We start from the raw sequence: 20,080 nt of genomic DNA on the forward strand, positions 1-20,080 counted from the left end.
TCAGTCCTCCGGATTGACAGCATAATGGCTTGAAAACTCAGCGATGTGTTTTTTTATAAAACCTGAAGCTTCTAAATCATTGTCACTAGTGGAGTCGTATTTACATAGTAGGAGAAAAATTGGTGAGTAGAAATGTAGTGCCATTATATAGGGGTCACCTTTAACAAAAGTACCTGCATCCATAAATTTCTTGAAAATCGCGGATTGAAATTGTAACGCATCATCAATAAATATTTTCTTGAACATATTAGACACTGTGGAATTTCGATACTGTTCTATCGTCAGCATTTTCCTAAACTGTCCCACCACATCATCTCTTAGATAAAATAAAAACAGCTTACTAGATATTTCACCTAAAGTTTCTAATGACATCTCCTTATACTCTTGGGCAAGAGTGCTATGCTCAGGGTTTGGAACTGCAAGCTTTTGGTGGATCGCATGAATTCTCTGTGCGGATTTATCAATGATAGTATCAAAAATATCCTGTTTGTTCTTGTAATGCTTGTATAAACTACTCTCATGAACACCAACTGCACCGGCAATATCCCTCACCGAAACAGCTTCAAATCCGCTGGTAGAAAATAAACGAAGTGCTTCCACTAATATTTTTTCTTTGGTTGTCATCGTACTCGTACTCTCCTTCATGGATATAAGTAAACGACTGTTTACCTATATTAAAGGTCAACAGTCGTTTACTTGTCAAGATATGTATTTAAATTCATCGTTTATCTGCTCCATTCATTCAAATGAAAGCTCCCACAAATAAATAGATGCCACAGAACCAAACGGCGAATATCGTAGACAATATTGATCAAATTGTTCTTTGCTAAGGGAGTCCAATCCATAAAGTTTCATCATTCCTCGGCGAATGGCAATATCGCCCCAACTTACAATATTAGGGCGCTCCATAGAATTGATGAGCATCATTTCAGCCGTCCATTTCCCTATTCCATTTAGCATCGTAAGCTTCTTAATAACCTCTTGATCTGAGAATTCGTTTAACTCATTCAAGTTAAAGTCACCTTGTGCAATAGTTTGAGCAATCTGATGAATACACACTGCTTTCTTCATTGTCATGCCACATCCCTGAATATCATCGGCGGTCTGCATGGCCAAATTGTGAGCCGATATTTCACCAAAACGCTCCTGCATTCTAGCCCAGATTGTGCGAACGGCTTTCACTGAAATCAGCTGTCCAACAATCGCATATACAAGTGCCGTGAACAAATCGGGAATGATGGCACGCTCAATCTTACCAAGTCGTTTCATAGCAGTTCCAAGTGTTTCATCCACGCTATTTAAATAATCGATCTCTTCTTGCCCATAGTCATAATACTTAGTAATTACTTTACTCACGCAGCTTCCCTCCTTCAGTTCAATTTAATATCGTAATATGAATATACATTACTCAGTCCTGTCTGTAAGGATAATTGAATAAGAGCGCAACATAATGATATAAAAAAAAGCAGCCCAGATACTTAAAATAAAGTCCTAGACTGCCAATTTATTAAACTATGATCTCAAAGGTCGATTGAAATTAGTAAGAGCCCCGTTTACTCCTCCATTTTAAGCACAATAAGAAAGCTTCTTTTCAAAGAGTTACTTCTCCAAAACAAACTATTCACTTACAATAAACTTTTTACCCAAAAACCACATTACGCCACTTACAACTAAGAAATATATAGGCATCGTCACCAATGAACCATTATGAAGAAAGCTCATTCCCCATGTCGTTAAGCTAACTAGCAAGTAATAGCCTAAGCTAAATATCGCACCTGCTGTTCCTATAACATCTTGAAACTTGACAAGGGCAAGACTTAGACAGTTAGGCAAAGCAATACCTGCCCCCATTAACATGACAAACATGCTCATTAAAATACAAACGATAACTATAATATTAGGCAGCATTACTAAAGTACTTGCAAAAGTTAATAGCAAAGCCCCTATAGTCATAACTAGGCAACCGATATGAATAATTTTTTCTGGCACATAAACATTCAATAAACTTTTTGAAATCATTGCGCCAACTATCGAGGCCAAGGCCACAATGATACCTAGAAAACCATATATACCAGGTGATATTTGAAAGTAGTCAATGAATATAAACGGAGCTTCAGCATAGTAGCTGAATAAAACCCCATTTATGCCGCCGATTAGTAAGCCAAATACCAGTACACGTGGTAATAACACCATTCTTTTAATAATAGGTAGAATATTAACCTTTTTTCTTGCAGAAACATCAGTTGTTTCAGGCAGTTTTAAAAAGGCATACATAAACAACAAAACACTCATGACCACAAGCGTAAAGAAAACAGCTCTAAATCCAAGAGCCTGGTCAACCCATCCGCCAATAAGTGGCCCTACTGCGGGCGTAAAAGCAATTACAGCGGATATTTGAGCAAACATAGCATGTCGTTTATTTCCTGAAACACTTTCACGAAGAATCGTTTGTGTAATTATCGATCCTGTTGCTGCTCCAAATGCTTGTATGAAACGGCTGACAAGAAGTATACCAATGGATCCAGAGTAAAAACACATCAAGCTTCCGATACCATATACAATGAGGCCACCTAACATAGCAGGTCTCCGTCCGATAATATCAGAAAGCCATCCCCAACAGAAAACACCTAAAGCAAATCCGATAAAATATATACTTAAGGTAAACTGTACAGAACTGTTTGAGACACCGAGTGCTGCAGAAATATCTGGTAAAGACGGTGTATAGATTGTCTCACTAATTTGTGGAAAAGCCACAAGAACAATCATTAAAAGTAAAGATGGTGCTGCATATTTTTTCATTTTAGTTTCGCCCTCCTACGAGCTTATATCTCAGAACTGGAAGAAGATTATAAGCCTAGCTAGGGAAATGGGGGCATCATTATTGCAAGACGATTATATATCATCATTTTATAAAGTCACCTTTCATTTTTTGGTATAGGAGGGTTTAATTAAAATGACCGCTAATTGTTATTAGCGGTCATTAGGTATTTCAGAACGCGCACTGGATATCTGTTAAAAAATCAAGACAAAATAAGTGTTATTTCAGATAAGATTTGGCTATTCATACAATAACATAATCCCGAGAAACCGGTCAATTCAATTATTTAATGGCAAAAAAAACGGGGCTCTGAGATGATCCTCAAAGCCCCGTTCTTATTTGTATTTTATCTCATTCTTTATTTTTTCACTTCAGTCTTCCCTGTTACAGATCCATTATTTGTAATCTGATGTGAAGCTTTGTATTCTTCACTTGCAAAATAAACATTACCTTCAATCTTTGCGTCATCTACTGTAAAACCATTCGCTTCAACATAGATATCACCAACAAAAGTTCCACCTACAAAACTGGCGTTTTCACTTTTAATTGTTAATTTTGGTGCTGTTAAAGTAAATCTAGCCGTCTTGGTACGATTTTCATCTTGTGTATATAGCGCTATTTTCCGAGCCTTAGCATCTTTATTTGTAAATTCACCTTCTAATACAAGATCTTTATCGATTGTTAGATCGTTAAGTGTAGCTATGATCCACGTTCCTTCTTTGCTAATCGCCTTTAAAAAAGCTGCTTCATCGTTAACTATGGATGCCGTAGTTACGACATCAACTTCTGTGCCTTCGTTGGTCCCTTGATTCGTACCCTCATTCGTTCCTTGATTTGTACCTTGGTTCGTACCTTCATTTGTTGTTTGGTTTTCTGCCGGTTCATTAGTACTGCACCCCGATAACAACACTAAACCCATTGCCAATAGTATTATAAAACCTAAAGACTTTTTCTTCACATCAATTCCTCCTTAGTATGTTCTTGTTGATTCATTTGTTATGATTCTGACCACCATTACACATAGCGATTAAGATCACAGTGGTTTATTACCCCTTTTTAACAAAAATGACAACCTAATATTAGGTTGCCATCTCATCACATATGTTATTCATTACTATTCCAAGTAAATTTCTTCGATTGCGATATCTCTTTCCCTTGATAAATCACGGAAAAAATCGTTCACCTTAACCAATGGTTTGAAGATCTCTGTAGGATGATTAAATACTATGGTGCCCATTTCTCCATTACTGAGCAGTACGTTTTTTCCGATAAAATTGGGTAATAGGTTGTGAATAAGAGCTTGAACTGGCTTCTCATTTAACTTACCAAAACCAAGTCCATATACCTCACGAAGCACTGCAATTAAGCTTTGCTTTGGTCTCCCTATACTTGATGAAGTTAGTTTTACATAAACATTCGCCACAGCAACAATCTGCGAATAAGGATGGATTTCTTTCTTCCCTATCCCTAGTGGATACCCTGTTCTGTCTTCAAGTTCATGATGTTGAAGAGCCACAAGAGCAGTAGTATCATCACCTGCCATGGAACTACGAATAATATCATAGCCATATTGTGTGTGTCTTCTCATCTCTTCTAAATCTTCACCTGTTAATTCATCGGCATGATTTCGGATAGATTGAGAAACTTGGCTTTTCCCGATGTCATGCAAATATCCCGCTTTGCTAATATTGTATATCTCATCTTTGGAATAACCAAGCCAACTTGCTATGTAGTAGGATAATAAACCAACTTGCAAAGAATGATTATATAGGTTGACATCATCACGGCCTAACATCAACAACAGCGAGACGACATCTTTACGGTCATCAATCGTTTCCAAGAAGGGTTTCAACTTATCATCGACCATTGTCTGATTAAACTTACCGGTGGTTAATGCCTCTAAAAAAATGGACTGATACCCCTGTATAGTTAGATCAAAGTTTTCTCTTAAACGTTGACTAAACTCATCACCCTCTGCAGGGAGACGAGATTCAGAATGATCACGAGGTTCGATATCCACATGATGAATACTTTGCCTGATTAATAAAGCAATTTCCTCACTATGTATTATTGTTCCCTTAGGGAGAACATGTAGACCTACTTTATTAAATGCATCTGATTTCAGACGATCACCATTAATAAGGTCCATAGTATCGGTTCTCAAGTTATGGTTCCCTCCTTTTATTATTGTCAGTTATTACATCTATACCTATAATATCGAATCATATTTATAGAATATTAATAGTTCTAAACACCCTATTTGTTCGAATGAATGATCCTATCGGCACTAATCATAACTCTCAAGCATGTCTAATGATCTATACTCCAGAATAATCTTTCGTTATTCCGCTAATCTTATTATTGGAAACCATGTTCAATGGAGAGGAGATATACATCATGTCTTGGTGGAGACAGAAATTGAAGAAATCCCGATCAGATAAAACTAAATTAGCTAAGTCGGAGCAAATACCTTCTTCACATCCCAAACATGTCCCTTCCCTCCCCAAAGATAACAATCTTGAGGACCGCCTTCATTGGTTCGAAGAACAATTCACAAATTGTTCTGATATTATCTATCGTCGATTTAACCTTAAATCAGGACATGCCTGTGCCCTCATCTATTTGGATGGCATGACAGATCAAGTCATGATTTCTGATAGCATTTTGAACACTTTGATTACTCTTGCACCTGAAGAACCAAGTAAATTGTTCCAGTACATTTTTGAAGATCAAGCCGTTAATGTCTCCCAGAGCAAAATGACTATTGACTCCAATCAAGGAGTCTCTGGTGTACTGGATGCAAGTGTATTGCTACTAGTCGACGGGGACCATCGGATGATGTTGTATCCTGCTGCTTCTTTTGACAAAAGATCAATTGAAGAAGCACCCAACGAAACCGCCATTCGCGGACCGAGAGAAGGATTCAATGAAAATCTGAGTGTAAATATTACACTACTTCGGAGAAGATTAAAGAGTCCTAATTTCAAATCAGAAATCTTGAAGTTTGGCCGAGTAACTCAAACAAGTATCGCACTAGTTTATATCCATGAGATATGCAAACCAGAACTAGTGGAAGAGGTTAAGAGACGGTTATCTTATATCGATATCGATGGGGTTTTGACCTCTTCATTTGTGGAAGAAACAATTGAGGAATCTCCATTCTCGCCTTTCCCACAAGTCCAATATACTGAGAGACCTGATGCCGTCATCAGTTCACTGCTTGAGGGACGCATCGGGATCATCGTAGACGGAACGCCTAGTGCGCTCATTGCACCGGTTACTATGGTCATGCTTATGCAAGCATCCGAGGATTACTATCAACGTTTCATTGCTTCTACCTGGATACGCTGGATCCGTTATTTCTTTCTCTTCATTTCCTTGCTATTACCTTCAATCTATATTGCTGTGACAACATTTCATCCCGAAATGATTCCGTCAAAGCTACTAACAACAATCACGGTCTCTCGAGAAATCGTCCCATTTCCAGCTATACTTGAAGCTTTGATCATGGAGATCTCCTTTGAAGCGCTTCGTGAAGCTTCGATCAGGATCCCTAAATCTATCGGACAGGCCGTATCGATTATCGGAGCGCTCATTATTGGAACTGCGGCCGTTCAAGCTGGGATTGTCTCTGCGGCTATGGTTATCATTGTCTCGCTAACGGGTATTGCCTCCTTTATCATCCCTAACTTTGCTCTCGGACTTTCATTCCGATTGCTTCGTTTTCCCATCATGATATGTGCTGCAATTTTTGGTCTTTATGGCATTGCATGCTGTCTCATTATTTTCTATATTCACTTAATTAACTTAAAATCGTTTGGGGTGCCCTATTTATCCCCACTGGTCCCTCTTAACAAGGGAGCGTTATTAGATACCTTGTTTCGCCCTCCTTGGTGGGCTATTCAACACAGACCGCCTTATATCACTAACAATAAACGGAGACAGGGAAATAACTCTCGTGGCTGGGCATCTCAGAATGAGGAGAAGAAATGATTTCCAAATACACCAGGTCCATATCGTGTTGTCTGCTCTTGACTCAACTACTGCTACTCACGGGCTGCTGGTCCTCCATGGAAATCAATGACCGAGCATTTGTGACCATTATGCTGGTCGACACCGTTGAGGATTCACAGGATACACAATTAACGCTCGGCTTCCAACTCCCGAATCAAATGATCCCTGGACAATCAGGGGGAGGTAGTGCATCATCCGGTGACCCCTATACTTATATCACGAAGAATGGGGAAACAATAAGTGATGCTTTTCGAAAAATCCAAAGTGATTTATCTCGTAAAATTGCGTTTGGTCAAGCACATATTATTGTGATCGGCAAAAAATTTGCTGAGAAAGGAATGGATCCCGTCCTTGAATTTGTCAAAAGACAACCAGCTTTTCACATTAATTCAAACTTATTCGCAACAGAGAGTAAGGTTCTTGAGATTATTAATACACCAGGACTTTTCGAACGATTCGCCTCCACCATACTAACCTCGTATATTGATGAAGAAGTTGCCGTGGATACAACAGTAAGGGATTTCTTAGTTGCACGTTATCGAATGGGAGACGCGCTACTTCCAGAGATCATATTTACTAATGAGCCCGGTCTCATAAATGAAAAGGGAAAAAAGTGGATGGGGACTGGTGGTGCGGTTATTTTCAGAGATGGAGCTATGGTTTCACCCAAAATGAATAATGACGAGATGAGAGCTTCACTTTGGATTCTATCACAGATCAAAACATCGGTCGTGAGTATCGAATCACCCACAGATGGCAAAAAGGTAAGCTTCTACTTAGAAAAGATGAAAACAAAAATAAGACCTAGAATTGAAGCTGATAGTGCAGCCTTCACCATTAGCAGTAAAGCTGAAACTTATGTTCTCTCCTCCGAATCGAGCATTGATTTAGAGAAGGAAGATTCGATGCTACTACTACAGAAAGAATTAGACGCCAAAATAAAGAAACGAATCGAGAGCGCTATTTCCAAGACAAGACAAGCGAAAGCCGATGTATTTAGGCTAGGTGAAATTTTGGATTGGAGATACCCGGCTATGTGGAAGAAGCTACAACCTCACTGGCGTGAACAGTATGCTGGTGAACTACCCATTAATGTGGTCGTAAAAGTTGAACTTCTAAGAACAGGTGGTGCTTACCACTCTATAAAAGAAAAGAGCAAGTATTAACCCAGGAGGTTGAACCCCATGATTATGATCGGCTTGACCTTTGCTTTGATAATGCTCCTTGAATGGTACATCATGCGTAAACAACGCAAGGAGCCAAGATCCATTCGGATCGTTCTCATCATTTCTTTGTGTTTTCTAATATTGCTAGAGGTACAATATGTCTTTCAATATCGCTACAATATCCCGCTTGCATTAAAGCTTTGTAGCGATTACTTTAGGGGTTGGATTCCTGGGAATTGATTAGAGGAGGGAACTACATGTTAAAAGTACAACATTTCCAAGTTTTTTCGCTCTTCACTTTGTATCTTGTAAGTTCTTTCGTCGCGTTCCTTGTGGGTCTTTTTATAGATCAGGGTCAATTCTCCACTCCTGTTGGGAGTTTGCTTGGAGGAGTTGCCACCTTGCTTCTGATTTATCCTGCATACAAAGTAACCCTAGCTAGACCCCATCAATTTATTGCCCAATATGGACATCAATTAGTAGGCAAGGTTCCACATCTCATATTTATGTACATCATTATTATCGTTGCATTAATTCTAGCTACAAGCAATCTGCGTGAGTTAGCTGACTTCCTAATTCTCGTGTATCTCTCTGGCACACCGGAATGGGTCATTGTTGGTACTTTCGGGCTCTGTATCGTTTACGCGATTCGCTCGGGTATACCTACTATTTTCCGCGCTGCTCAGGGAATTTTTATTATCAGTATAGGTGCGTTTCTGATCTTCCCCGTTTTAGTAAAACGAGAAGTCGAATACAATAGGCTTCCCGCTATGTTCACTCATCTTAATTTACATCAGGTTTTGGCTGGCGCTTTTAATATGACCACCCTTTTCGGAGCATTCTCATTCCTTTTTCTAGTCATTCCATATTTACAATCACCTGAAAAGACGTATCGCACCCTACTAAGTACCACATTAACTTCACTCATCATAATTATGGCTCATCTCATTCCCATACTGCTCATTTTCGGTCCTGATTTGGCCAGCAATCTTACCTATCCCGACTTGGAGTTGATTCGCTCCATGCGTGCCGGATCTTTTATCGAGACTTTGGATCCAGTACTCATGATTCTGTGGTTAATATGTCTCTATGTCAAAATCAGCTTTATTTTATACATAGCAGTGATCTGCTTAACCCATATTACAGGTATGACAGACCCCAGACCGCTATGTCTGCCTAGTACTGCATTTTGCTGTATTCTGTCCATCTATTTCGCTAGGTCACAGCCCGAACTCAATCAATTCATGATCGGAGGTTTGCCTCCACTACTCTTCTCAGTTGAATTTCTCATTCCCACTGTGTATTGGATAAGTCATCTCGTATGCAAAGATCCTTCCGATAGCAAAGGACCACCAAGCTAAATCACTTGGTGGCCCCCAGACTATAATAATAAATTTATGGAGTAGTGCTAGGAATGCTTGTGCTACCACTGGTCAGCGATTCAACGTCGATAAATGGTGTGGCTCCACCCGTCACTTGTGGCAAATGTCCATCCCATTTCTCTACCGCTTTTTCTTGCACTTCAATTTGTTTCAATTGAACTAGCTCAGCCGTAACTTCTTGTTTCTTTAACTTCAAGGATTCCGCTTCGGCTTGGGCTTGAGCAATTTTCTGTTGTGCTTCAATCTCAATCCGTTTCAAATCATTGCTGGCTTTGAGGGCCTGCTGCTGTGCAACCTGCTTCGCTTCAATCGACTGGTTAAACGCTTCAGAGAAATTGAAATTAACAATGTTCACTTCGCGAACGTTCAGATCATAAACAGCTAAACGCTTGGTTAGTTCTTCATTAATCTCACCAGCTACCTTATCACGTAAGGAGATCAATTCTTCCGCCTGATATCTTGCTGTTACCTCTTTTACAATTTCCTGAATGGCCGGATTAATTACAATGGTGTCGTAAGAACTCCCAATGTTATTCATTAACTTATAAGCCGAATCTTCATTAACCGAGAAATTCACAACAACATGTGTTGATACGGGCTGCAAATCCTTAGATGAAGCTGTCGTATCCGTCTCAGTCTTGGCAACTTGTGTATTCACCTGAATCACAGATTGGATAAATGGAAGTTTCAAATGAATACCAGGTTTTAGAACATTTTCGTTCAATTTACCGAACGTTTTGTACAACCCTACATGTCCATATTGTATTTGGGTGACGCTACTCATCCCCACTATGGCCAGTACAAGAATAACCCCAATACTTGTGGCAATGCGCCCTACATTATTATTTTTCTTCGGATTCTGACTAGTTCCTGTCTCCATTTCATATCCCCCCAGTAAAATTACTGCCCTGTTGTCGTATCGGCATTATGATTTAATACGGAACAATATGGAAAAGGTAACAGAACTCCAGAACACTATTTTTATTTTTTTGATAGCGAGGCACGATCATTCTTCCAACTTACATCTACAGGTAACTCAAAAAATGCCGATAAGCACTCCTCATTCAATACATCTCGTGTCAATCCACTCATAAATACCTCACCCTGACGAAGAAGTAAAGTATGTGTGAATATCGGTAGAATCTCTTCTGTATGATGAGTTACATATAGCATATGCGGCGCATGATTCTGATGGGCTAATTCGTCAATACTATCCAGTAGTTCTTCCTTGGAAATAAAATCAAGGCCGTTTGCTGCTTCATCTAAAATTAGCAATCTTGGTGAAGACATTAATGCCCGCGCGATCAGCAGTTTCTGCTGCTCTCCCTGAGAACAGGTGACATATGAGCGATCTATCAAATGTCCGCATCGCAACTGCTTCATCAGCATCATGGCACGCTCATAGTCTTCCTCGCTTGGCTTGTCATAGAGACCAATGGACGCATACTTACCGCTTACGACAAGATTTTGCGCTTTGTCTCCCCCGTGTAGTTTCTCTTGAAGCGAGGAGCTAACCCACCCGATTGATTTACGAAGCTCTCTTAGATCGACATCACCAAATCTATGACCCAGAACGTTGATTTCTCCTGTCGTTGGCCAAATATATCCATTAAGCATATTTAGAAGTGTCGTTTTGCCTGATCCGTTTAGTCCGAATAAGGCCCAATGCTGCCCCACCTCAGCACTCCAATTAATGTCACTCAGAACCTTCTTACCATCACGAAGCCAAGTTATATTTTTCATTTCGAATACATGATTCATTCCGCTTGCCCTCCCGAAATTTACTGTTGTATTAAAGGCTACATCTCCTCTTTCCCATTTGTCAATTATCATTGTCGTATCTCTGATAAGTAAGATACAATCGATAGATAGGGAGAGTGATCATACATATGGAAACAACAGTAAATTGGGAAGAAGTTAGACAGTTACAATCCTTATGTGAAAAGCATGACGGGATTACGCTTAAACTGAACTGGGATATCTTAAACATCCGTCCTAAGGGAGACAAGCAAGATCTGACTATCTATCGAGATGGTACTCTTGTAGCCTTTCTAGGAAGATATTCGTTCGGTAGCACATTAGAAATCTGCGGAATGGTACATCCAGATTACCGTAGACAGGGCATTTTCTCAGATAGCATGCGATCTGCGCTGGACGATTGGGCGATCAATAATCATGCAGAGATACTACTTAACGCCCCGGGTAATTCAAATGCAGCCAAAGCATTCTTAAGCACGATATCATGTCACTTCTCCTGTTCGGAGTACCAAATGAAATATAATCCGACAGGGGATACTCTGCCCTCCCATCTGGCCAAAGTTTATCTTCGTCCATCTGTGGAAAGTGACCGGGAATTATTAATACAACTCGATGTCGAGGGGTTTGGAGAAACTCCGGAAGAAGCCGCTACCCAGTATTCCGAAGTGAGTCTACAAGATAACTACTCTCGCTATGACATGATCATCAAGGATGAGAAGCCCGTCGGAAAAATTAGGGTGATCCGAGATAAAGGAGAAAGTTGGATTTACGGCTTTGTTGTTTCTAGCGCAGTGAGAGGGCAAGGCATCGGTAGCGATACTCTACGCCAAGTCATTGATCGAGAGCGTAACGAGGGTTATGATGTCTGGTTGGAAGTGGCATTAAGCAATCCCAATGCTCAGAAACTATACGAGTCGGCTGGATTTCAGATCCTACAGGTACAAGATTACTATGTATTTACGAAGTAGAACTGAAGTTCAACGTTTTAAACAGTATGATTTACAGTAAATCATACTGTTTATCATTGCCAATGCAAATGAAGTTGCGTTATACTGGCATGCTGTACGAAAAATAAGGTACAATAACAACCGAATGGTTTGATCTTAAGGGATCGCCCTATTGGAACGGCCCGGCCGTTCTTTATATGGAAGGAAGGTTTAAATTAATGTATGTAGCTAACGATTGGAAAGATTACGAAATCATTGATACTGGAGACGGTGAGAAGCTGGAGCGTTGGAATGATGTGATTCTACGCCGACCTGACCCACAAATTATTTGGCCACATGGAGAAGCGAGCGGACAGTGGAATGATGTTCATGGCCACTATCACCGCAGTTCATCAGGTGGTGGTCAATGGGATATGAAAAAACAAACTCCAGAACGGTGGACGGTATCTTATGACCGCCTGAAGTTTTATATTCGTCCAACCAGCTTTAAACATACCGGTCTGTTCCCTGAACAAGCGGCAAACTGGCGCTGGATGATGGACAAGATTTCCGCTGCTAAGCGTCCGATCTCGGTGCTAAATTTGTTCGCCTACACAGGTGGTGCTACGGTAGCTGCTGCTTCCGCCGGAGCTTCGGTCGTGCATGTCGATGCAGCTAAGGGCATGGTTCAATGGGCTAAGGAAAATGTCGCTCTATCCGGTCTCGAAGACAAACCCGTCCGTTTCATCACAGATGACGTCTTCAAGTTCGTACAACGAGAGCAGCGGCGGGGCAACCGCTATGACGCTATTATTATGGACCCTCCATCTTACGGTCGTGGACCGAATGGTGAGATGTGGAAGCTGGAATCGAGTCTTTATCCGTTTGTGGAATCTTGCCTTTCCATCTTATCGGATCAACCACTCTTCTTCCTCATCAACTCCTATACGACCGGTATTTCACCAACCGTATTACAGAACATGCTATCCATGACGGTGAAGAAGAAATATGGCGGACGTATTTCCGCTGGTGAGCTAGGCCTACCTATTACGAAATCAGGTCTAAATCTTCCATGTGGTATTCTTGGCCGCTGGGAGGAATAAACGGTGCAGTCCGACAATTTCTTTACAACGAGTCATCCGCAAATGAAGATTTTGTTTGAGGATAATCATCTACTTGGTATAGAGAAGCCGGTAAATGTCCCTACTCAAGAGGACGTAAGTGGGGATCCCGATCTCCTTAATCTGCTGAAAGCAGATATTAAAGAGCGGTATCAGAAACCCGGCAACGTCTATCTTGGCCTGGTACACCGTTTAGATCGACCCGTTGGCGGAGCCATGATATTCGCTAAGACATCCAAGGCAGCTTCGAGGTTGTCGGAAGCCGTACGTAGCCGCAACTTCGATAAGATCTACGTCGCTGTAGTCCGTGGTACACCACCTCAGGCTAAGGGGAGACTCATTCATCATCTATTGAAGGATGAACGCACGAATACGGTATCTGTTGTTCCTAAAGGGACACCTGGTAGCAAAGAGGCAATTCTTGATTATTCAGTACTAGGTGCTTCTAGCTTAGACAATGAACTTACTCTGGTACGAGTTGAACTACTTACGGGACGTTCTCATCAAATCCGCGTTCAAATGAACGCGATCGGCTGCCCGCTGTATGGAGATCAGAAATACGGAGCAGCTCAGAATAAACCTGGTCAACAAATTGCTCTTTGGTCGCTTTATGTTGGTTTCCCTCATCCGGTAACCACAGAACATGTGAAGCTGATCTCTCTTCCACCTCGTGAGCTTCCTTGGAATCGTTGGGAAGAGGATTTGTATACGAAGGCTTTAACTCAAAGCTAAATAATAGATACTACAAGTATCATGTAAAGTACAAAAAGGACTGAGCAAGGGGATTCCCCTTGCTCAGTCCTTTTGTTATTTAGCACCCATATATCCCATTCCTACCGCACATCTCTTCTCAAAATTTGATGCACAATAACACCGAGACATACGACCATAATCGCACCGTTCTCCCATAACACCCGAGTAAGGGATAACCCCTTAACCGACTCATCGTACCACAAATACGGAAAAATGGGGCCTCCAAAAGGAAGGTTGTTCAGATAGCTACTTTCTCCCCAGGCAAAAATCACAAACGTAAAGATGATGGAGGTTACCACGGGCAAAATTATATTCTTGCTTATCATGCTTAGGAGGAAAAATAGTGGAATAAGAGCTACTTGAAAGAGATAAGATAGCGATAACTTGATCATGTTATCAACGATAATATGTCCCGGAATCCACTCCCCTTTTGCAATCATAATCAACATATGACTAATAAGTGTATCGACTAGATTATATCCAAGCAGAAATAGCGCGATTATGATTAGTTTCGATGCAATAATAGTCAATCGATGCACAGGATAGGTAAATAGAACATTAAGTGTATTATCGCCATGTTCTCTAACCCAAGTGAAAGAAGAAATAACTGCAATTAACACTAGGCCTGCCATAAGAACAGAGAGCGACTTTTCGTTGTCGAGATAATACGCCCAATCCAAATCATGCGTCTCTAGAACTTTGAAATTATTATCAGACATTCTAATTAGAAAAAATAAAATCGGACATAACAACGCAAGACCCATCGTAGCTCCAAATGCTGCAGACTTTCTCAATTTTCTCCACTCGCAATACAGCACCTCAATCATTTTTGCGCTCCCCCCGTCAATTTAATAAAATGATCCTCCAACGATTCGGAGCAAAGTGACATTTCACTTACGATGACGCCGCCATCCAGCAGAGCCTTATTCAGCATCCCCGTATCCTCCAATCGCTCATATACGCGGATGCGTCCCTTCTCCCATACCGTATAATCTTTAATATGTAATTGTTGTTCCAATATCCAAGTTGCTTTTCCATCGTTGTTCACCCGCATCTCGACATACGTTCGATTTCTACGCTGCAGTTCGGCGTAGTCAAGCTGTTCAATCATCTTTCCGCCATGAATAATTCCGATTCGATTGACCATTTGTCCAATTTCCCCCAGAATATGACTGGAAATCATGATCGTCATCGACCGTTTATTCCTTAATTCCAGCAGTAACTCGCGTGTCTCTCGTATTCCAATGGGATCTAATCCGTTTACTGGCTCATCCAGAATCAAACAATCAGGTCGATGTAGCAGCGTCCTTGCGATTGCCAGTCTTTGCTTCGTACCTAAAGATAACTTCTTAACCTTCTGTTTCCCCATTCCCTCCATACCAACCAGCTTTAAATGTTCCTCGATCACGAACGAATCCGTAACTCCACACATTCGCCTATGAATATCCAAATTGTCCCAAACCGTCAAATTCGGATAGAAACCAGGCGTCTCAATCAATGAACCGATCCGGTTGAAAGACGCTGTTGAAGGATTCTCACCGAACCATTCAACAGTACCTCTAAGCGGCTTAATCAAGCCAAGAAGCATCCGAAATACCGTCGTTTTCCCCGCTCCATTCTGCCCAAGAAAACCGTATATATCTCCTTGTTCTACCTCTAGATTCACATCTTCGACAATCATTTTGTCGCCATACTTCTTAGTTAATCCATTACTTCTAAGTACATATTTCATTTCAAAACCTCCAAATTCTGAAATCAAAAAGGATGATGCTATTATCTTACAGCCTCATCCTTAACTTCTTCATTCAGTTACCTTACATCTATCTTAAATTAATTCTTATGGAATGAACCGTGACTTAGGTAAAGTAAAGAAGAATGATGTCCTCACATGAGGTAGTGATGTTGCCCACAATTCCCCTCCATGTTTCTCTACCAATTTCCTAGCAATAGCTAGTCCTAACCCGCTTCCACCAAATGGACCACTACGAGAGGAGTCAACCGTGTATAAGCGATCAAAAATATGTAGTAAATTTCCCTCCGCTATTCCCGGTCCTTGATCCCACACTTCAATGAGTACCTCATTTTCCTTTTGAGACAGGGATAGTCCAATGACTCCACCCGTTGCACCGTATTTCAAACTATTCGATATTAAATTACCAATAATGCGTTCTACAGAAGTCCTGTCAGCATTTACAAACAGTTCCTCGACCGGAAAACTGGCTACTGGCTCCGTACCTGCGACTACAAATTGAGATGCATAAGAGAGCCATATCTCCTTCACCATAACGGACAAATTGATCTCCGCTCGTCTTAAATCCACTTCGTCGTCATCCAGTTTTGCCAGTTGAAAAAATGATTCCGTAAGTTCATACAACATATTCGCTTTGTTCCATACGATATCCATATATTGTTCACGCTCAACCACACTAATACTGCTGTCCTTACGCAGTACCTCCAAATAACCAAGCACAGAAGTTAGAGGTGTTCGCAGATCATGAGAAATGTTAGTTATTAGTTTCTTTCGCGCACTTTCCGATTTCTGAAAACCAGTCTCTGTCATTTGAAGTTGGTGAAGTAATTCGTTTATTTCATTGATTAACTGTCGAAAAGATTCATCGCGTGAGTGCGAGCGGATACGCAGATTGGGGTTACCATCTCTTGCCTGACTTAGTTGCGTAACAACCGTATGTAATCGCCTACGTGTGTGCCATAACAATATCCCAGTACTCAGTAACAAAGTCACTAGAACTGCCATTATGATGCTAATCATAAGTCTCCTAATTTGTAACCGATCCCTCTTACCGTCACGATAATTGTTGGTTGCTCTGGAACGTCTTCAATTTTACTACGCAGCCTACTGATATGAACCATAACCGTATTGTCACCCTCGATAATTTGGTCATTCCATATATTTAGATATAAATTTTCCTTAGTGAATACTTTACGCGGATGACTCAAGAACAGCTCTAACAGTTGATATTCCTTCGCTGTAAGAGAAAGGGCTACCCCCTTCTTGGTCACGAGGCATTGCTCACGATCCAGTATTAAATCACCTATTTGCAAGCAAGATATATTCTCCACATCTTGCGATGGTTTATAGTAGTCATTTCGCCTCAAATGTGCCTTAACCCTAGCTATAAGTTCAAACACACTGAATGGTTTAGTGACATAGTCATCTGCGCCACAACCAAGTCCAATAATCTTATCGGTTTCTTCCCCTTTGGCCGTAAGAATAAGGACTGGTATTTTACTGCGTTCTCTGAGTCGTCTCAACACTTCGAACCCATCTATTATAGGTAACATCAAATCAAGGATTACTAGATCATAGTTACCTTTATCCAAGCATATCATTGCCTGCTGACCGTCAAACGCCCGCTCACTTTCGATGCCTTCCTTGCCCAAATAAATATGTATTAGCTGATTGATTTCAACATCATCTTCTATGATGAGAACTCTTGCCATGCTTGCCCTTCCCTTCAAAAGCGTGCTTATCGATCAATCCTCGAGCTTATGGACAAATCCCATCAAAACTATTTCTCACCCGTAATCTTACCCATCAAAAAAACGAGCAATTGCTGATTATGTGTTGAGATTTTGTCTAATACCCCGTTCAGATGATCCGTACGGATTCCGATTCCACGCTGTACTTCCTCATGACCTTTCGCCGTAATCGACACCCACACAATACGACGATCAGTATCGTCACGATCACGCCGTATCAATTCGCCACGTTCCATCCGATCAAGTAACATGGTTACAGCAGCCGGAGTCGTGGAGAGAAATGGGATCAAATCGGATGGTTTCTGACTACCCAATTGTTCCAGTACCTCAAGTACGGCCAATTGCGAAGTTGTTAAGGTTGGAGCCAGATTCACCTCCATATGACTCTGATAATCTTTCATCAAAATATCCAATAATCGGGCAAATTCCACAGTATGCACTACGCTCACCCTCTTTCATCACTAATACTTTATGACATAAATAATTCGCCATCTCAAAGTAAAATTCCTTCTCCGTTCCAAAATAACCCATAAATCGAGTATAGTGATTACTAGACAATTGATCATGAGAAAGAAACTACGCCATCCTTACTCAGTTAACCTAGTTGGAAATACCATCATTCAAAGGAGCTGATTTCATGAATTTAGTAAGCATTAACGATTTAACTCAACAGCAAATATTACACTTGTTTGATTTAACAACCAGATTACAACTGCATAACCAAATTGACCTGAGAAATAGAAATACAGACCTTTTAAGCGGCAAAACCTTTATATTATTTTTTCCTGAGTCAAGTATCCGAACTAGAATAACATTCGAGAAAGGAATTAGAGATTTAGGGGGTGAATGTATCTTATTCCCCTCTGAAAGTTTAGACAAAAGGGAGTCGTTAGAGGATGTAATTCAGTACATTGAAAACTGGGGAGATGGAGTTATTGTTAGGCATCCTGACACTTCAACAATTCGCGAGATTGCCAAACATGCCTCGATTCCCATCATAAATGCGATGAGTTCTGAACATCATCCTTGTGAGATTCTGTCAGACCTATATTCTATTTCTCAAATGAAAGAGAACTATAGAGAGCTCAAATATACCTATGTCGGCCCAGCAAGTAACATTTGTAAATCGTGGGCAAGCGTATCCAAAGTGATGGATCTTGATTATCATCATGTATGCACCAAGGAGCATGAACTGAATGCCGATCTTAGAAATTATAAATTCTATACAGATCTAGAGTCTACTCTGGTGAATAGCGATGTTATTTTGACAGATTCCCTTCCAGCCGAATTACAAACCAAAGAGTACATTGATCAATATCAAATAACTACAAGCAGAATGGAATTAACGAGGTCAGATTCATTATTAAACCCATGCCCACCCTTCTTTAGAAATGAAGAGGTTAGTGAAGAGGTCATATCCTCAGATTATTTTGTAGGCTATGGGTTTAAAAAGAATCTCATATATTTGCAGCAGGCTGTTATTTTATATTGCTGTGGAATAAATAATGAATAATTATTTAACTGTGTACACCCAGCTGAAGGGATCTGCGATTTTGCCACGCTGAATTCCCGTGATCGAATCATAGAGTCTTTGAGAGAGTTCTCCAGTTACACCGCCGGAAATTTCTGCATTCTTGTCTCCCCAGCTCAGCGAGCCAATAGGAGAAATGACTGCAGCGGTTCCCGTTCCGAAGGCTTCCTCAAGCAATCCCTGACGGCTGGCCTCAAATAATTCCTCTATGGATATCACACGTTCAACTACCGTAAATCCCCACTCCCGGAGTAAAGTGATTACGGAGTCCCTTGTTACGCCTTGCAGAATACTTCCCGTAAGTGCTGGGGTGAGAATCTCACCATTCACCTTAAAGAACACATTCATGCTACCGACTTCTTCAATATACTTATGTTGTTTACCATCTAGCCATAAGACTTGAGAGAAGCCCTTCGTCTTCGCTATTTCTTGGGCCTTAATACCTGATGCATAATTCCCTGAAGTCTTCGCCTCACCAGTCCCACCACGAACGGCACGCACGTATTGTTCCTCTACATAAATAGAAACCGGATGAATCCCCTCAGGGTAATATGCACCTACCGGAGACAGAATGACCATTAGCATATATTGCTTAGAAGCTCTAACTCCTAGTGCGGCTTCAGTTGCAATAATAAATGGCCGAATATAGAGTGCATTCTCTTCCCCGTCTGGTATCCATTCCTGATCAATTCTAACAAGCTGAGCGATGGCCTCAAGCACAAACTCAGTATCTACTTGTGGGATGCTAATTCTTTCACAGGAGTTATTTAACCGTTTCAAATTCATATCAGGACGGAACATCACGATCTCTCCAAGAGGTGTCCGGTATGCCTTCATCCCCTCAAATACTTCTTGTCCATAGTGCAGCACCATAGCCGAAGGGTCCAAAGAGATAGGGCCATAAGGAATGATCCGCGCATCATGCCATCCATCCTCAGAAGAATAATCCATAATAAACATATGATCGGAAAAATATTTACCGAAACCTAACGCATCACTTGCTGGTTTGCTTTTCAAACTTTCACTTAGGTTAATATGTAATTCACTCATCATTCATTTCCTCCCACGTTCTGTCACTTTATTATTACTATATACATTCATAATTCATTG

Annotated in this window: 21 protein-coding genes; 8 read left to right on the plus strand and 13 right to left on the minus strand. The window is 40.8% G+C overall.

Annotated elements, in window-relative coordinates:
* The 5 genes from NST85_RS17645 to NST85_RS17665 all read right to left on the minus strand — a co-directional run bounded on the left by NST85_RS17645 (window position 1) and on the right by NST85_RS17665 (window position 4,982).
* A complete protein-coding gene (locus NST85_RS17645) occupies window positions 1-624 on the minus strand; it encodes a TetR/AcrR family transcriptional regulator (RefSeq protein ID WP_341189977.1) in 624 nt (207 codons plus the stop codon).
* A gap of 114 nt (window positions 625-738) precedes the next feature.
* On the minus strand, window positions 739-1,356 hold the full coding sequence (locus tag NST85_RS17650; protein ID WP_341189978.1) for a DNA-3-methyladenine glycosylase family protein: 618 nt from the start codon (window positions 1,354-1,356) through the stop codon (window positions 739-741).
* A gap of 261 nt (window positions 1,357-1,617) precedes the next feature.
* Window positions 1,618-2,799 (minus strand): multidrug effflux MFS transporter, encoded by a 1,182-nt coding sequence (locus NST85_RS17655; RefSeq protein WP_127190705.1) that lies wholly within the window; start codon window positions 2,797-2,799, stop codon window positions 1,618-1,620.
* Window positions 2,800-3,176: 377 nt separating this feature from the next.
* Window positions 3,177-3,776 (minus strand): hypothetical protein, encoded by a 600-nt coding sequence (locus tag NST85_RS17660; RefSeq protein WP_246053973.1) that lies wholly within the window; start codon window positions 3,774-3,776, stop codon window positions 3,177-3,179.
* A 156-nt stretch (window positions 3,777-3,932) separates the two neighbouring features.
* Window positions 3,933-4,982 (minus strand): HD-GYP domain-containing protein, encoded by a 1,050-nt coding sequence (locus tag NST85_RS17665; protein ID WP_341189979.1) that lies wholly within the window; start codon window positions 4,980-4,982, stop codon window positions 3,933-3,935.
* A 233-nt stretch (window positions 4,983-5,215) separates the two neighbouring features.
* On the opposite strand from NST85_RS17665, the gene NST85_RS17670 reads away from it, so the two are divergent.
* From NST85_RS17670 to NST85_RS17685, 4 genes are read left to right on the plus strand one after another with little or no spacing between them, the layout of a single operon-like run.
* Complete coding sequence (locus NST85_RS17670) at window positions 5,216-6,811, plus strand: spore germination protein (protein WP_127190706.1); 1,596 nt, start codon at window positions 5,216-5,218, stop codon at window positions 6,809-6,811.
* The gene (locus tag NST85_RS17675) at window positions 6,808-7,998 is read left to right on the plus strand and encodes a Ger(x)C family spore germination protein (protein WP_341189980.1); all 1,191 of its coding nucleotides are present in this window, start codon (window positions 6,808-6,810) and stop codon (window positions 7,996-7,998) included. The genes NST85_RS17670 and NST85_RS17675 overlap by 4 nt, the downstream gene beginning before the upstream one ends.
* Window positions 7,999-8,016: 18 nt before the next feature.
* Window positions 8,017-8,238, plus strand: a complete 222-nt coding sequence (locus NST85_RS17680) for a hypothetical protein (protein ID WP_127190708.1) — start codon at window positions 8,017-8,019, stop codon at window positions 8,236-8,238.
* 17 nt (window positions 8,239-8,255) lie between these two features.
* The gene (locus tag NST85_RS17685; protein ID WP_341189981.1) at window positions 8,256-9,359 is read left to right on the plus strand and encodes a GerAB/ArcD/ProY family transporter; all 1,104 of its coding nucleotides are present in this window, start codon (window positions 8,256-8,258) and stop codon (window positions 9,357-9,359) included.
* A 34-nt stretch (window positions 9,360-9,393) separates the two neighbouring features.
* Here the strand turns inward: NST85_RS17685 and NST85_RS17690 are convergent, their stop codons facing one another.
* Window positions 9,394-10,260, minus strand: coding sequence for a prohibitin family protein (locus NST85_RS17690; protein ID WP_341189982.1), 867 nt, complete (start codon window positions 10,258-10,260; stop codon window positions 9,394-9,396).
* A gap of 101 nt (window positions 10,261-10,361) precedes the next feature.
* A complete protein-coding gene (locus tag NST85_RS17695; RefSeq protein WP_307395583.1) occupies window positions 10,362-11,141 on the minus strand; it encodes an ABC transporter ATP-binding protein in 780 nt (259 codons plus the stop codon).
* Between the two features lie 128 nt (window positions 11,142-11,269).
* On the opposite strand from NST85_RS17695, the gene NST85_RS17700 reads away from it, so the two are divergent.
* The 3 genes from NST85_RS17700 to NST85_RS17710 all read left to right on the plus strand — a co-directional run bounded on the left by NST85_RS17700 (window position 11,270) and on the right by NST85_RS17710 (window position 13,917).
* The gene (locus NST85_RS17700) at window positions 11,270-12,106 is read left to right on the plus strand and encodes a GNAT family N-acetyltransferase (protein ID WP_307395585.1); all 837 of its coding nucleotides are present in this window, start codon (window positions 11,270-11,272) and stop codon (window positions 12,104-12,106) included.
* A gap of 197 nt (window positions 12,107-12,303) precedes the next feature.
* On the plus strand, window positions 12,304-13,167 hold the full coding sequence (locus NST85_RS17705; RefSeq protein WP_127190713.1) for a class I SAM-dependent methyltransferase: 864 nt from the start codon (window positions 12,304-12,306) through the stop codon (window positions 13,165-13,167).
* A gap of 42 nt (window positions 13,168-13,209) precedes the next feature.
* Entirely contained in the window at window positions 13,210-13,917 is a 708-nt protein-coding gene (locus NST85_RS17710) for an RluA family pseudouridine synthase (protein ID WP_341191131.1), read from the plus strand.
* 101 nt (window positions 13,918-14,018) lie between these two features.
* Here NST85_RS17710 and NST85_RS17715 read toward each other — a convergent pair whose 3' ends face one another.
* From NST85_RS17715 to NST85_RS17735, 5 genes are all read right to left on the minus strand, one after another.
* Complete coding sequence (locus NST85_RS17715; protein WP_341189983.1) at window positions 14,019-14,765, minus strand: ABC transporter permease; 747 nt, start codon at window positions 14,763-14,765, stop codon at window positions 14,019-14,021.
* The gene (locus tag NST85_RS17720) at window positions 14,762-15,670 is read right to left on the minus strand and encodes an ABC transporter ATP-binding protein (protein WP_341189984.1); all 909 of its coding nucleotides are present in this window, start codon (window positions 15,668-15,670) and stop codon (window positions 14,762-14,764) included. The genes NST85_RS17715 and NST85_RS17720 overlap by 4 nt, the downstream gene beginning before the upstream one ends.
* A gap of 105 nt (window positions 15,671-15,775) precedes the next feature.
* Window positions 15,776-16,708 carry a sensor histidine kinase gene (locus NST85_RS17725; RefSeq protein WP_341189985.1) on the minus strand — a complete coding sequence of 311 codons (933 nt, stop codon included), beginning with the start codon at window positions 16,706-16,708 and terminating at the stop codon, window positions 15,776-15,778.
* A complete protein-coding gene (locus NST85_RS17730; RefSeq protein WP_127190717.1) occupies window positions 16,705-17,400 on the minus strand; it encodes a response regulator transcription factor in 696 nt (231 codons plus the stop codon). The genes NST85_RS17725 and NST85_RS17730 overlap by 4 nt, the downstream gene beginning before the upstream one ends.
* A gap of 68 nt (window positions 17,401-17,468) precedes the next feature.
* Window positions 17,469-17,879: a MarR family winged helix-turn-helix transcriptional regulator gene (locus NST85_RS17735; protein ID WP_127190718.1), complete on the minus strand. Its 411-nt coding sequence runs from the start codon at window positions 17,877-17,879 to the stop codon at window positions 17,469-17,471.
* 197 nt (window positions 17,880-18,076) lie between these two features.
* Here NST85_RS17735 and NST85_RS17740 point away from each other — a divergent pair, with 197 nt between their 5' ends.
* Complete coding sequence (locus NST85_RS17740) at window positions 18,077-18,952, plus strand: ornithine carbamoyltransferase (protein ID WP_341189986.1); 876 nt, start codon at window positions 18,077-18,079, stop codon at window positions 18,950-18,952.
* Here the strand turns inward: NST85_RS17740 and NST85_RS17745 are convergent, their stop codons facing one another.
* Entirely contained in the window at window positions 18,953-20,023 is a 1,071-nt protein-coding gene (locus NST85_RS17745) for a branched-chain amino acid aminotransferase (protein WP_341189987.1), read from the minus strand.
* Between the last annotated feature and the right edge of the window lie 57 nt (window positions 20,024-20,080).

This window comes from Paenibacillus sp. FSL K6-2524 (assembly GCF_038005525.1).
Taxonomy (GTDB): Bacteria; Bacillota; Bacilli; order Paenibacillales; family Paenibacillaceae; genus Fontibacillus; species Fontibacillus anaericanus.

Coding starts and splice junctions, on each gene's coding strand:
- NST85_RS17645 (WP_341189977.1), bottom strand. CDS start 624: ATGACAACCAAAGAAAAAATATTAGTGGAAGCACTTCGTTTATTTTCT.
- NST85_RS17655 (WP_127190705.1), bottom strand. CDS start 2,799: ATGAAAAAATATGCAGCACCATCTTTACTTTTAATGATTGTTCTTGTG.
- NST85_RS17670 (WP_127190706.1), top strand. CDS start 5,216: ATGTCTTGGTGGAGACAGAAATTGAAGAAATCCCGATCAGATAAAACT.
- NST85_RS17675 (WP_341189980.1), top strand. CDS start 6,808: ATGATTTCCAAATACACCAGGTCCATATCGTGTTGTCTGCTCTTGACT.
- NST85_RS17680 (WP_127190708.1), top strand. CDS start 8,017: ATGATTATGATCGGCTTGACCTTTGCTTTGATAATGCTCCTTGAATGG.
- NST85_RS17685 (WP_341189981.1), top strand. CDS start 8,256: ATGTTAAAAGTACAACATTTCCAAGTTTTTTCGCTCTTCACTTTGTAT.
- NST85_RS17690 (WP_341189982.1), bottom strand. CDS start 10,260: ATGGAGACAGGAACTAGTCAGAATCCGAAGAAAAATAATAATGTAGGG.
- NST85_RS17695 (WP_307395583.1), bottom strand. CDS start 11,141: ATGAATCATGTATTCGAAATGAAAAATATAACTTGGCTTCGTGATGGT.
- NST85_RS17700 (WP_307395585.1), top strand. CDS start 11,270: ATGGAAACAACAGTAAATTGGGAAGAAGTTAGACAGTTACAATCCTTA.
- NST85_RS17705 (WP_127190713.1), top strand. CDS start 12,304: ATGTATGTAGCTAACGATTGGAAAGATTACGAAATCATTGATACTGGA.
- NST85_RS17710 (WP_341191131.1), top strand. CDS start 13,210: ATGAAGATTTTGTTTGAGGATAATCATCTACTTGGTATAGAGAAGCCG.
- NST85_RS17715 (WP_341189983.1), bottom strand. CDS start 14,765: ATGATTGAGGTGCTGTATTGCGAGTGGAGAAAATTGAGAAAGTCTGCA.
- NST85_RS17720 (WP_341189984.1), bottom strand. CDS start 15,670: ATGAAATATGTACTTAGAAGTAATGGATTAACTAAGAAGTATGGCGAC.
- NST85_RS17725 (WP_341189985.1), bottom strand. CDS start 16,708: ATGATTAGCATCATAATGGCAGTTCTAGTGACTTTGTTACTGAGTACT.
- NST85_RS17730 (WP_127190717.1), bottom strand. CDS start 17,400: ATGGCAAGAGTTCTCATCATAGAAGATGATGTTGAAATCAATCAGCTA.
- NST85_RS17740 (WP_341189986.1), top strand. CDS start 18,077: ATGAATTTAGTAAGCATTAACGATTTAACTCAACAGCAAATATTACAC.
- NST85_RS17745 (WP_341189987.1), bottom strand. CDS start 20,023: ATGATGAGTGAATTACATATTAACCTAAGTGAAAGTTTGAAAAGCAAA.